Below are 12669 nucleotides of genomic sequence, written 5' to 3'. Positions count from 1 at the left end.
GCCGCGCCGCAACCGCCCCCCCCCCCGTCCGCAGCAGCGGACGGGGCGTCAGGGGTGTCAAGCGAGAGGGCGGATCACTCCTCGCCGGCGATGAAGGCCTCGACGCGGCGACGGCCCTCCTCGTCGGGGATCTGCACCGGCGGGCTCTTCATCAGGTAGGACGAGGCCGAGATGATCGGGCCGCCGACGCCGCGGTCCTTGGCGATCTTGGCCGCACGGATGGCGTCGATGATGATGCCGGCGGAGTTCGGGGAGTCCCAGACCTCGAGCTTGTACTCCAGGTTCAACGGGACGTCGCCGAACGCGCGACCCTCGAGGCGCACGTAGGCCCACTTGCGGTCGTCGAGCCAGGCGACGTAGTCCGACGGGCCGATGTGCACGTTCTTGTCGTCGACCAGACCGGCCAGCGGACCGGTGAGGTTCGAGGTGACCGCCTGGGTCTTGGAGATCTTCTTCGACTCCAGGCGCTCGCGCTCGAGCATGTTCTTGAAGTCCATGTTGCCGCCGACGTTGAGCTGGTAGGTGCGATCCAGCACCACGCCGCGGTCCTCGAACAGCTTCGCCATCACGCGGTGGGTGATGGTGGCGCCGACCTGGCTCTTGATGTCGTCGCCCACGATCGGGACGCCGGCGTCCTCGAACTTCTTGGCCCAGACCGGGTCGGAGGCGATGAAGACGGGAAGCGCGTTGACGAACGCGACGCCGGCGTCGATCGCGCACTGGGCGTAGAACTTGTCTGCCTCCTCCGAGCCGACCGGCAGGTAGGAGACCATGACGTCGACCTGGGCGTCCTTGAGCGTCTGGACCACGTCCACGGGCTCGGCGGCCGACTCCTCGATCGTCATCCGGTAGTACTTGCCCAGACCGTCGAGGGTCGGGCCGCGCTGCACCTCGACGCCCATCGTGGGCACGTCGCAGATCTTGATCGTGTTGTTCTCCGAGGCGTTGATGGCCTCGGAGAGGTCCTTGCCGACCTTCTTGTCGTCGACGTCGAACGCGGCGACGAACTCGACGTCGCGCACGTGGTACTCGCCGAACGCGACGTGCATCAGGCCGGGCACCGAGCCCGAGGCGTCAGCGTCGCGGTAGTAGTGCGCGCCCTGGATCAGGGAGGTGGCGCAGTTGCCGACTCCCACGATTGCTACTCGAACCGAACCCATGGGGATTCCTTCCTGATGTCTCGCGGTCGTGCGGAGAGTTGGTGGTCTGGGGTGGTGGTGGAGCTACTGCTGAGGGGTGGCACGGGCACTGTTGCGCTCGGCGTTGATCAGGTCGGAGAGCCACTGGACCTCGCGCTCCGCCGATTCCACGCCGTGCCGCTGGAGTTCGGCCGAGTACCGGTCGACCTCCTTCTCGGTGAGCGACAACTGCTGCTGGACGCGATCGAGCCGCTCCTGCAACCGGGTGCGACGTCCCTCGAGCACGCGCAGCCGGATCTCCATGTCGGTACGCCCGAAGAAGGCGAACCGGATGTCGAAGTTGTCGTCCTCCCAGGCGGCGGGCCCGACCTCGGACATCAGCCGTTCGAACTCGGCCGTGCCCAGATCGGTGACCTGATAGACGATGCGCGGACGACGCGACGTCGGCAGCGCCGTCGTCGTGGTCTCCTCGATGAGGCTGCTGCGCAGCATCTTCTTCAGCGTGGGGTAGAGCGATCCGTAGGAGAGCACCCGGCCCCAGCCGAGCATCAGGTTGAGCCGCTTGCGCAACTCGTAGCCGTGCATGGGTCCCTCGTGCAGCAGTCCGAGGACTGCGAGCTCGATGGTCTCGGTACGGCGTGCCACGCGATGCATCGTAGCGATATATCCGTCGAATATGAACTTCAGATGGATCGCCGGCGACGATGAGGTCGCTCACACCCCCTGACCGGGGGAGCGGGGGGCTCCTCGCAGTTGGGGCCGCGCTGGTGGGCTGCGTACCCTGAACCGCTGGTACGACGCTCTCCCCACGAGACGTCGCCGCAGACGTCGGTCGATACGAGGGGTGACATGTCGGGTAACCGGAGCGCGGGTCGAGGTCCGGCGCGCAAACGTCCCGCCCGTACCGTCGTCGGTGCCAAGAAGGCCGCCGCTCGTACCGCCGGCGTGGAGGAGACCCGCGCCCAGCGGCGCGCCAAGGCCGCCAAGGGTCGTGGCGCGAAGAGGCCGAAGCAGCCGTTGACGTGGAAGCAGCGGGTGCGCAAGGGCCTGGCGTGGGGTGGCATCGGCGCCCTGGTGATGGCCCTGATCGCGGTCGCCACGTTCGTGTACTTCTACAAGACCATCGACATCCCCGAGCCGAACTCCGACTTCCTCACCGAGACGACCTACGTCTACTACGCCGACGGCAGCACGCCGATCGGCTCGTTCTCGGTGCAGAAGCGTGATTTCGTGCCGCTCGACGAGATGGCCGACGAGCTCAAGGACGCCGTCGTCGCGGCCGAGAACCGCAGCTTCTGGACCGACCGCGGGATCGACCCCAAGGGCATCATCCGGGCGGCGTTCAACAACGCCTCCGGCAACTCGCGCCAGGGTGCCTCGACGATCACCCAGCAGTACGTCAAGATCCTCTACCTCAGCCAGGACCGCAGCTACCGACGCAAGATCAAGGAAGCGATCCTGTCGCTGAAGATCCAGCGCGAGCTGAGCAAGCAGGAAGTGCTCGAGGGATACCTCAACCTCATCTACTTCGGTCGCGGCGCCTACGGCACCCAGGCCGCGGCGCAGGCCTACTTCGGCGTCGACGCCTCGGATCTCAACCTGCGGCAGTCGGCCGTGCTGGCCGCCGTCCTCAACGACCCGAACGACCTCGACCCGGCCAACGGTCGCGACGCGCGCCTGGCGCTGCGCGACCGTTACGACTACGTGCTCTCCAGCATGGCCTCGGTCGGTGCGATCACCTCGGAGAAGGCCGAGAAGGCCAGCAAGAAGCTGCCCGGTTTCGTCGACGAGAAGGTCAGCAACACCTACGGGGGCCAGAACGGGCACGCGCTGACCCTGGTGAAGAACCAGGTCCTGGGCCTGACCAAGATCGACGGCACGCCGTTCACGCCCGACGAGGTCAACGGGGGCGGTCTGCGGATCACCACCACGCTCACCGAGAAGAACATGTCGGCGGCTGAGGAGGCGGTGCGCGACGAGCGACCCGAGGGCTTCAGCGACCGCAAGCTGCACATCGCCGTCGCCTCGGTCGAGCCCGGCACCGGGGCGCTGCGCGGTTTCTACGGCGGTCAGGACTTCCTGCGCTCCCAGATCAACTGGGCCGTGTCCGGCGGGCAGGCCGGCTCCACCTTCAAGCCGTTCGCGCTCGCCGCGGCGCTCAAGGACGGCTACTCGCTGCGCTCGACCTTCGACGGCAACTCTCCGCTCGACATCGGCGGAACGGAGTTCGAGAACCAGGGCAATGAGGACTACGGCAGTGCGGTGAGCCTGCTGACGGCCACCCAGAAGTCGGTGAACACCGCCTACATCGATCTCACCAACAGCATGGGCAACGGTCCGCAGAAGATCATCGACATGTCCGAGCGGCTGGGCATCCCGCCGGCCGAGGCCGCCCGCAACGACGAGTGGGGCATCCCCGACCAGACCCCGGGCCTCGAGCCGATCACCGGCGTCGCACTCGGATCGCAGACGGTCAGCCCGATCAACATGGCCAACGCCTACGCCACCATCGCCAATGGCGGCATGGCCGCACATCCCTACGTCATCGAGCGGGTCGAGGACGCTGACGGCGACGTGCTCTACGACCACAAGGTCGAGACCGACCGCGCGATCGGCGAGGACATCGCCTCCGACGTCTCCTACGCGCTGCAGCAGGTCGTCACGCCGTCCGGCTCGGGCTTCGAGGCGCTCCAGCTCGGCCGCCCCGCGGCCGGGAAGACGGGCACCGCGACGAACGGCGCCGGCGGGGTCTCCTCGGCCTGGTTCGTGGGATACACCCCGCAGCTGGCGACCGCCGTCATGTACGTGCGCGGTCAGGGCAACGAGCAGCTCAAGGACTGGCTGCCCTCCTACTTCGGCGGGGCCTACCCGGCGCGGACCTGGACCGCGGCGATGGGCTACGCGATGGAGGGCCTCCCGGAGGAGGACTTCCCGGAGCCGGCCTTCGTCGAGGGCGACCCGCCCGAGGCCGGTCACGAGCCGTACACGCCGCCCCCCAGGCCCACGCGCACGCCCAAGCCGACCAAGACGCCCGATCCCGAGCCGACGCAGACGGCTCCTCCGTCGCCCGAGCCGACGCCGGAGCCGACGCCGGATCCTGAGCCGACGTTCACGCCTCCGACCCCTCCGTCGAGTCCCGAGCCGACATCGTCGCCGACCTCGTGCGGCCTGCTCGGTTGCCCGAGCCAGGCCCAGGCAGCGCGCAGCCAGCAGCGACCACAGCGTCGGTGACCGAGGTTCCGCCGCCGAGCTCGCCCGCGTCACGCGAGGGTCTCGGCGAGTCGCTGCTCGCGCTGCTCTCCGGCCCGACCGGCACACGCGCCGTCGTGTCGGACGGCAGCAGCCGGGCCGGCTGGCGTCGCGTGCTCGCCGTCCTGCTGATCGTGACCTCGTGCGCGATGGCACTCGGCGCGCTCACCAAGACCGTCTGCGCGCAGGACGACTGGGACGACGCGGGGTTGGCGTCCTCGCGGCTGTGCGGATCGCAGATCGCCGACGCCTACCTCGACGACGGCCTGGTCGAGCTGACCTGGCCCTGGACCGCCGACTCGGCGACCCTGGGCCGGTACGTGCCGGCCGACCGCCCTGCCCTCGAGGCCCTGTGGGGCTACGCCGCCGCCCGGGTGACGCACCTGCTCAGCGGCAGTCCCGACGTCGGCGCGCGCGGCGACCAGCCGGTCGAGGACGTGGCCGTGGCCGACGACGTGACGCACGAACGCAGCCTCTTCGTGGCCGTGAACGCCGTCGGGCTGGCGGCGGTGGCGCTGTTGATCGTGGTGCTCCTGGCCGGCGCCCTCGGCTCGGTGTCGAGCCGAGGGTCGGAGACGTCCGGTGGGCGAGGCGCCCGTCGGTCGCCGTGGGACGCCGTCGTCGTCGCGGGCTCGCCGCTGCTGGTGGTGCTCGGTCTGGTCTCGTGGGAGCTGCTCGCCGTCGGGCTCGTCACCGCCGGCGTCTGCGTGCTCACCCGGTCGAGCGCACCGCGCTCCGCGCTGGTCGCGGGAGCGCTTCTCGGGGCGGGAGTGGCGGCGTCATGGTGGGCGGTCTGGGTGGTCGTGGCGATCGTCCTCCTGGCCGTGCGCACCCGCACCTGGCACACCGTGCTGCGGGTCTGTGCGACCGGCCTGTCCGCCTGGCTCCTGGTCAACCTGCCCGGATTCGCCTCCGATCGCGGCCAGTGGCGCTCCGCCGTGGCCGGATCGTTGCGCGACCAGGTCGGCGACGCGCGCGTCGACAGCCCGTCCAACGGCTCGATCTGGTGGCTGCTCGACCAGGTCGTCGGGGTGCCCGACGGCGTGCTGCTGCCGATCTCGCTTCTCCTGATCGGGACGTGGGTGGCGGTCGTGGCCGCCGTGGTGGTGCTCGCGCCGCGCCGTCCGGAGCTGGCCGACGTCGTGCTGCTGGTCGTCGGCGGGGTGCTGGTGCTCAGCGTGCACGTCGAGGCGCAGCAGGCGCTCTGGCTGCTGCCGCTGGCAGCCCTGGCTCCGGTGCGCTGGCGCCATGTCGTGACCTGGCAGGCCGCGGTGCTGCTGATGTTCGCGCTGACGACGTGGGCCGCCGGCGGCTACCTCGATCCCGGACGGGACGGCCCGCCCGCGTTCGCATGGTTCGGCGTGCTCGCCCACGCGGGAGCCACGGTGTGGGTGGTCGCGCGGGTGGTCGGGCAGGTGCTGCGACCCGACGCAGCTCGGTCGCCCCGGAGCGACGCGGTGGCGCCGTCTCTCAGTCGGTGACGACGATGTGGTCGAAGGTCGTCGCGGTGTAGCGGACCCGGACGTCGACCTCGTCGCCGATCCGCGGCACGTGGGCGCCTGCCGGCACGAACAACATCGACGCCTGCATGTGCGGTGGCTCGGCGAAGAGCCGCTGCTTGCCGTCGATGCTGAAGGGGGAGCGCACGAAGCCGACGGCGTCCATGCCCCCGCGGGCGACGGTGGCCGCACGCGACTTCAAGGAGTGATCGCCGGTCGGAGCCTCCAAGCCGATGCCGTGCGCGGTACCACCGCTGACGACGACGAGGTGGCCGCCCTTGGGCGCCGTCCGGGAGCGGTAGCCGAAGGAGTCGCCGCGCTCGACGGCGTGCACGTCGAGCACGGTCGCACGCACCCGCAGGGCATCGCGGTCACCGAGCCAGAGCTGGGTGCCGATGCGCGGGCGGATGGCGAAATCGGCGTAGGACTGTCGCACCGTGGCGAGCTCGGAGGAGGTCAGGTGGCTGACCCAGAGCGTGTCGAGCCCGCGCAACCCCGCGCCGATCGCGTCGTTCACGAGCCGGTGCACCTCGCCCAGGTGCGACCCCTGGGCGAGCGGGAGGTGCAGGGCCACCCCCTCGAGCCGACCGGTGTTCAGTGAACGGAGGCGCTCCGCGGCGGCCCACAGCTCGCGGGCGCGGAATCCGTGTCGCTGCATGCTGGTCAGCAGCTCGAGCACGAACCGGGCGTCGGGCTGGCGGGCGAGCAGGGCCTCCACGTCCTCCACCCGGCCCAGGGTGTGGACCACGCGCTTGGCGAGGGCGGGTTCAAGGTCGGGCACGAACGGGCGCCACGGGGTCAGCACCAGCAGGGAGCCGTCGAAACGGGAGGCGACGTCGGGCAGCTCGGCGTAGGTGCCGACGGCCAGGGTGTCGACGCCGAGCCAGGCGGCGCGGCGAGCGAGCCGGCCGCGGGTGAACCCGTACCCGTTGCCCTTGACGACGGGGACCAGCCCCGGCGTCCGGTCCGCGAGGTCACGCAGATGGGCGCGCCACCGCGCGCCGTCGACGGTCAGGGTGAGGCTCATCGCTCCTCCTTCGCCGAGCACTGCGGTGGCTCGCTCCGGCGGCCCTCGTTCCTCGGGCTACGTCCGCGGGGGCTCCTCGCGCTCATCGGTCGGTCACCGCCGCCGCATGTAGAGGTCGAAAGCGCGGTAGAGGGGCCGGTTGAGGGGGAGATCCCACTCCCCCGCGTACTCGACCGCCTCGCCGCCGGTGCCGACCTTGAACTGGATCAGACCCGCGTGCGGGTCGTCGGCGTCGAGGGTCTCGGTGATGCCGCGCAGGTCGTAGACGCTCGCCCCCGCGGCAAGGGCGTCGCGGATCATCGCCCACTGGATCGCGTTCGAGCCGCGCACCTCGCGCTTCTCCGTCGACGACGCGCCGTAGGAGTACCAGGCGTGGTCGCCCACCCGGATCGCGATCGTCGCGGCGACCAGGTCGCCCTCGTGACGGGCCTGCCAGAGCCGGATACGGTCGGGACTCTCCGCGCCCAGCGCCGCGAGCATCGTGCGGAAATAGCCGATGCCGCGTGGGGTGAAGTGGTCGCGCTCGGCGGTGTGGACGTAGAGGGCGTGGAAGGCGGCCAGGTCGTCGGGGCTGGCGAGGCTGCTCTGGCTCACCTCGACGCCGTCGCGGTCGGCGCGCTTGATGTTGCGGCGCCACAGCTGGTTCATGCCCGCGAGCACCTCGACCTCGGTGCGCTGACGAGTGACGGCTCCGCCCGCCCCGCCCGGACCGTCTGCCTCGGTGACCCGCAGCGGGATCTGGAACACGTGCCGCGGCTGACCGGCCGCGAACCCGCCGTCCAGCCCTTGGGGACGCCAGCCGAGCTCGTGCAACTGCGAGACCACCCGGGCGCCGGCCGCGTCGCGCGCTGTCGGGGCGACGTCGTCGAGCTTGCGCACGGCGGGATCGGCCAGGCCGCCCTTGATCGCGGCGGCATCCCAGCGTCGGGTGACGACCGGCGGACCCATCCGGACGCCGAACGCGCCGGACTTCTTCGCGTGCACCGCCAGCGGCGTGAGCGCGGCGGCGAGGTCGTCGGCGTGCCAGTCGATGACCGGCCCCTCGGGCAGGTAGGCCAGGAAGCGGCGCAGCTTCGGCAGCTGGCGGTAGAGGACCAGACCGGCACCGACCAGTTCCTCGCCGTCGAACCAACCCAGTGACTCCGCGCGCCACTCGCTCTTCACCTGCGCCCACGCGGGCGTCTGCAGGAAGCTCGCCGAGGGCTGCGCGGCGATGAAGGCGAGGTGGGTCGCCTCGGGGATGGGTCGCACGCTCAGCACGACGTCGAGGCTAGCCGGGGTCGTGGCCGGTCGCCTGCGGCCCCCGGGATGAGTCCCCGGCTGGCCGGGGATTCCTGATGTTGTCGGCCGGAACTTCGGCTGACAACATCAGGAACTGGGTGCGCGAGTGGAGGAATCCCCGGTTGACCGGGTACTCAACCAGGCGAGTCCGGAACGGAAGCGGGTCAGAGGCGCTCGCGCAGCCAGGCGAAGTCGGCTGCGTGCTCGGCCGCGCCACCCGGCGTCTCGCAGACGACCGGCGCACCGGCGTCGCGTACGACGGCGGCCAGCAGGTCGGCGTCGATCTGGCCGGCGCCGAAGTTGGCGTGCCGGTCCGCGCCGGAGTCGAAGGCGTCGCGAGAGTCGTTGCAGTGCACCAGGTCGATCCGGCCGGTGAGGGCGCGGACGTCGTTGACCACCGTCTCGAGCGCGTTGCCGCCCGCGTGGGCGTGGCAGGTGTCGAGGCAGAACCCCACCATGTCGGAGCCCTCGGCAGAGGAGATCGCATCCCAGACCCGACCGATGCGATCGAGGTAGCGGGTCATCGCGTTCTCCCCGCCCGCGGTGTTCTCGATCAGCAGCGGAATGCTGATCTCGGTCGCCTCGATGGCCTTGCGCCAGTTGTCGAAGCCCTTCTCGGGGTCGTCGGCCTTGTTCACGTGGCCGCCGTGCACGATCAGGCCCTTGGCGCCGATCGAGGCGGCCGCGTCGAGGTGCTGCTGGAGCAGCTTGCGGCTCGGGATCCGGATCCGGTTGTTGGTGGTGGCGATGTTGATGATGTAGGGCGCGTGCACGTAGAGGTCGACCCCGGCCGCCTCGGCGTCCGCGCGGAGCTTGTCGGCACCGCCCTCGTAGGCGATCTCCGGGCCCTTGTAACCCTGCGGGTCGCCGAGGAAGAACTGCACCAGCGGCGCCCGGCGAGCCGCCGCCTCGGCGATCGGGTCGGTCTGGTCGACGTGGGCACCGATCGCCAGGGAGCTGCTCATGAGCGGCACCCTACGGCGCGCCTCCGACACCGCTGCGCGGCCCGGCAGGGTCGTGTGCCCGAGCCCGACGTCGGGGTCGGTGAGGGGCACACGACCCGACCGCGCGCGCGGACCTGGGTCGGAGACGTGCGGGCCGACGCCTGCCTCGAGATCGGCCCACGCAACCCACGTCGTCGTACCGGTGCAGACCGGCCGACCAGAGACCGGACAGGAGGGCCACGCAGGTTCTACGCTCGGCGTTCGGTGACCGGTCGTGTCGCCTTGCGGATCGCTGCAGACACCGACGGAGGCGCCATGAGCACCATCGTGATCCAGTCCCCGACCCAGACCTGGACGGCGGACTCGCCGCGGGCCTTCCGGATCGGCCGCGAGGAGACGTGCGACATCGTCGTGCCCGACCCGACGGTCTCGCGCCAGCACGCCGAGATCCGCGCGGTGGGCGAGGGCTGGGAGGTCGTCGACCTCGGCAGCTCCCTCGGGACCTGGGTCAACGGACACCGACTGCCCGGCGCTGCACTCGTCGGCACCACGACGATCGGCCTCGGCGACCAGGGCCGCGGGTTCACGCTCACCGTCACGGTCACGCCGTCCGCTCACGGGGCCCCGCCGACCTCGGGCGGTCAGCCGTTCGCTCCCCCTGCCTCGGCCCCGCCCGGCCCCGCCGCGCCGACGTCGGCGCCGCACCCCGGGCCGGCAGTCCCCGCTGCGCCCGGCTACCAGCCGCCGATGCAGACCACGGTCCTGGCGGGCAGCGCCCCGACGGCGCCGGGAGGCATTCCCCCCGTGGGCGCGCCGTCCGGGCCGGGCCTGCTGATCCGCCGTCGTCTCGACACCGACCTGCGGTTCGCCGCGGGCACCCTCGTGCGGATCGGACGCGACCCGGGATTCGAGGTCGTCGCCGACGACACCGCCGTCTCGCGGCAGCACGCCGTCGTCGAGCCGCGGCCCGACGGCTGGTGGTTCGTGGACCACTCCACCGGCGGCTCCTATGTGGACGGCGAGCGCATCACCGCGCTGCAGATCGACGAGCCGGTCGAGATCAGCCTCGGGCACCCGACCGCGGGGTACGAGATCGAGGTCGTCCCGGTCGTGGCCGCGGGCGAGGCGTCGGCCGCGATCGTGCGCAAGAAGCGGCTGCGCTCGGCAGCGCTGGTGGGTGGCGTGGTCGGCGTCCTCGCCCTGGTCGGCGGCGGGATCGCGGCGGCCACCCTGATCGGCGGCGACGACGACGAGCCGGGCTCCGCGGCCACGCAGGTCGCCGGACTCAGCGAGGCCGAGCTCGACCGCGCCAAGGCGGCGACCGTGCTTCTGACCGCCGTCGACGAGACGGGTTCGGCGATGTGGACCGGCTCGGGCAGCGTGATCTCCGAGGACGGGCGGATCCTCACCAACGCCCACGTCGGCGACCCGAACGCCCCCGGGCAGGGCTCGGAGTATCCCGACCCCGCGTACCTGACCGTCTCCTTCACCTCGGGGAGCGACGACGCCCCGGCAGCGGCCCGCTACCGCGCACACCCGATCGTCTCCGACGGCTACCTCGACATCGCCGTGCTCCAGATCGACGCCGACATCGACGGCGGCGAGGTCGACACCGACGAGCTCGAGCTGCCCGAGCCGTTGCCGATCGGCGACAGCGACGACCTGCGCACCGGCGACCGGATCGTCGCGCTGGGCTACCCCTCGATCGGCAACGTGGCCGCCGACGGCGACCGCCCGCTCACCGTGACCGAGGGCGTCGTCTCGACCTTCCAGGCCGACCCGATCGTCGGCACCGAGCGCGGTGCCATCGACAGCGACGTCCGCCTCGGCTCGGGCAACTCCGGCGGACCCTCGATCAACGACGACGGCGAGATCATCGGCCTGAACACGCGCGTGATCACCGCCCAGTCGCAGGACGCCGGGGCGATCACCCAGGGCTCGGCGCTGATCGTGCCGGTGAACCTGGCGGAGGCGGTGCTCGACATCGCCGACGACGGAGGCGATCCCTCCTACGTCTCGCCGTACGTGGACGAGGTGCCGTCGGTGCCCGAGGGCCAGGTGGGTGGCGCGGTCACCTCGGCCGGCTGGGTGCCATCGGGAACCGAGGGCGAGTGCGCGGGTTCGAGCTCGCTCGACGAGCCGATGATCCTCGCCAACGTCGCACCCGGTCAGACCGTGTCGGCCGAGTTCGTCGTCGAGGGCGTGCCCGACGGCGTGACGCTCACGGTCGACTTCTACACCCTCGACGGCCAGACCCGGATCGACTCCCTCAGCGACACCTGGTCCAGCGGCCCCGACGCCACCTGCATCTGGGCCAGCTTCGCGATCGCGGACAGCATCGAGGGTCTGATCGCCGCCGTCTCCCTCGGCGGTGTCGCCGAGCCGGTCGCCCAGAACCCGGTGTTGTTCCAGTAGGTGGCGGGAGCTTCGTCGGGGATGGAGGAGAAACACCGGGTACCCGGTGTTTCTCCCCATTGACCGGGAGGAACTGGCGGAACCCGGCCGCATTCGGGCCCGAATCCGGGAGATTCACCCGGGTGGATGGCTCGCGGCCCAGGCGAGGGCTTGGTCACCGCCACCGCCACGGCCACCGCCACCGCCGGCCGCCTGGGTCGGCGAACCGGTCGGGCACGACCGGCCAGGGCGCGGGCGGTGCGGCGGGCAGCGACCGGAGCCGGTCGAGCGCTTCGACGGGGCTCGGACGGCGGGCGGCATCGACCCGCGTCATCGCGTCGAGCACGGTGTCGAGCGGCCCGGCCCGGCGGCGCCCGACTGCCCGCGCGGTCACGCCCGCCGCGTAGACGTCGTGCGCCGGCAGCACGGGCAGTCCCGCGCGTCGCTCCGGCGCGAGGAAGGCCCGCGTGCCGGCGGTTGACGAGCCGGGGAGCCCCGGCGCCGACGGGCCCGCGAAGCACAGGGTGTCGAAGTCGGCCACACGCAGCCGTGGCCTGGTCTCGGTCGGATCGAGCAGCAGGTTGCTCGGCTTGATGTCGCCGTGCACCAGCCCGACGGCGTGCAGCGCACCGAGCGCCTGCAGTACTTGGTCGAGCAGACAGCGCACCACCTGGTCGCTCAGGGCGCCATGGGCGCGCAGGGCGGCGAGACTGCCGCCCCGCACCAGGTCGCACACCTCGAACCTGCCGTCGGGAGAGCACCAGCGCGGCGTCAGCACGTGGGGGTGCCGCGGGAGTGTCGTCCGCGCCACGAACCCGGTGGACGTCGGTTCGCGCACGGTGATCGCCACGTCGAAGGCGTAGCCCGCACCGGCGCCGACCTCGCGCGCCCGCCAGACCACGCCCCCACCTCCGGCGCCGACGGGCTGCCCGATCCGGTAGCGGCCTTCGAGCAGGCCACGGCGACCTCGCATCCGGGCACGGTAGGAGCGCCACCGCTCGCCCCGCGCCCGCCGTCCCCAGGTCGGCCGAGGGGTCTGCGGTCGGCGTCGTCTGGGGATCAGCGGTGGCCGTCACGCGAATTCCCCGCGTGTCCTAGCACGCTGGTAGGTTGAAGGGTCCCCACCACGCCGGATC

9 protein-coding genes are annotated in these 12669 nt (G+C 71.5%); 3 read left to right on the top strand and 6 right to left on the bottom strand.

The window, feature by feature from the left end:
* Positions 1-74: 74 nt before the first annotated feature.
* Positions 75-1160, bottom strand: a complete 1086-nt coding sequence (locus KSO97_RS06130) for an inositol-3-phosphate synthase (RefSeq protein ID WP_232677201.1) — start codon at positions 1158-1160, stop codon at positions 75-77.
* Between the two features lie 63 nt (positions 1161-1223).
* On the bottom strand, positions 1224-1784 hold the full coding sequence (locus KSO97_RS06125) for a PadR family transcriptional regulator (RefSeq protein ID WP_232677200.1): 561 nt from the start codon (positions 1782-1784) through the stop codon (positions 1224-1226).
* Positions 1785-1988: 204 nt separating this feature from the next.
* Here KSO97_RS06125 and KSO97_RS06120 point away from each other — a divergent pair, with 204 nt between their 5' ends.
* Together KSO97_RS06120 and KSO97_RS06115 are read left to right on the top strand one after the other, a co-directional pair.
* Positions 1989-4370 (top strand): transglycosylase domain-containing protein, encoded by a 2382-nt coding sequence (locus tag KSO97_RS06120; protein WP_232677199.1) that lies wholly within the window; start codon positions 1989-1991, stop codon positions 4368-4370.
* Complete coding sequence (locus KSO97_RS06115) at positions 4367-5869, top strand: hypothetical protein (RefSeq protein ID WP_232677198.1); 1503 nt, start codon at positions 4367-4369, stop codon at positions 5867-5869. The genes KSO97_RS06120 and KSO97_RS06115 overlap by 4 nt, the downstream gene beginning before the upstream one ends.
* Here the strand turns inward: KSO97_RS06115 and KSO97_RS06110 are convergent.
* The 3 genes from KSO97_RS06110 to KSO97_RS06100 all read right to left on the bottom strand — a co-directional run bounded on the left by KSO97_RS06110 (position 5859) and on the right by KSO97_RS06100 (position 9160).
* Positions 5859-6914 (bottom strand): alanine racemase, encoded by a 1056-nt coding sequence (locus KSO97_RS06110; RefSeq protein ID WP_232677197.1) that lies wholly within the window; start codon positions 6912-6914, stop codon positions 5859-5861. The two genes, KSO97_RS06115 and KSO97_RS06110, sit on opposite strands and share 11 nt — an antisense overlap.
* 93 nt (positions 6915-7007) lie before the next feature.
* Positions 7008-8171 carry a peptidoglycan bridge formation glycyltransferase FemA/FemB family protein gene (locus tag KSO97_RS06105; RefSeq protein ID WP_232677373.1) on the bottom strand — a complete coding sequence of 388 codons (1164 nt, stop codon included), beginning with the start codon at positions 8169-8171 and terminating at the stop codon, positions 7008-7010.
* 188 nt (positions 8172-8359) lie between these two features.
* Complete coding sequence (locus KSO97_RS06100) at positions 8360-9160, bottom strand: deoxyribonuclease IV (protein WP_232677196.1); 801 nt, start codon at positions 9158-9160, stop codon at positions 8360-8362.
* Positions 9161-9454: 294 nt separating this feature from the next.
* Here KSO97_RS06100 and KSO97_RS06095 point away from each other — a divergent pair, with 294 nt between their 5' ends.
* Positions 9455-11554, top strand: coding sequence for an FHA domain-containing protein (locus KSO97_RS06095; protein WP_232677195.1), 2100 nt, complete (start codon positions 9455-9457; stop codon positions 11552-11554).
* A gap of 154 nt (positions 11555-11708) precedes the next feature.
* Here the strand turns inward: KSO97_RS06095 and KSO97_RS06090 are convergent, their stop codons facing one another.
* A complete protein-coding gene (locus KSO97_RS06090; RefSeq protein ID WP_232677194.1) occupies positions 11709-12506 on the bottom strand; it encodes a hypothetical protein in 798 nt (265 codons plus the stop codon).
* Positions 12507-12669: the final 163 nt, after the last annotated feature.

Origin of the sequence: Nocardioides sp. R-C-SC26, from assembly GCF_021246465.1 — a bacterium.
GTDB lineage: Bacteria > Actinomycetota > Actinomycetes > Propionibacteriales > Nocardioidaceae > Nocardioides.
Note: the sequence above shows the minus strand (reverse complement) of the source record. Positions and strands in the feature narration are given on the sequence as shown.

What these genes read in the sequence shown, in the direction of transcription:
- KSO97_RS06110 (WP_232677197.1), bottom strand. Translation starts at nt 6,914, where the DNA reads ATGAGCCTCACCCTGACCGTCGACGGCGCGCGGTGGCGCGCCCATCTG.
- KSO97_RS06100 (WP_232677196.1), bottom strand. Translation starts at nt 9,160, where the DNA reads ATGAGCAGCTCCCTGGCGATCGGTGCCCACGTCGACCAGACCGACCCG.
- KSO97_RS06120 (WP_232677199.1), top strand. Translation starts at nt 1,989, where the DNA reads ATGTCGGGTAACCGGAGCGCGGGTCGAGGTCCGGCGCGCAAACGTCCC.
- KSO97_RS06130 (WP_232677201.1), bottom strand. Translation starts at nt 1,160, where the DNA reads ATGGGTTCGGTTCGAGTAGCAATCGTGGGAGTCGGCAACTGCGCCACC.
- KSO97_RS06090 (WP_232677194.1), bottom strand. Translation starts at nt 12,506, where the DNA reads ATGCGAGGTCGCCGTGGCCTGCTCGAAGGCCGCTACCGGATCGGGCAG.
- KSO97_RS06095 (WP_232677195.1), top strand. Translation starts at nt 9,455, where the DNA reads ATGAGCACCATCGTGATCCAGTCCCCGACCCAGACCTGGACGGCGGAC.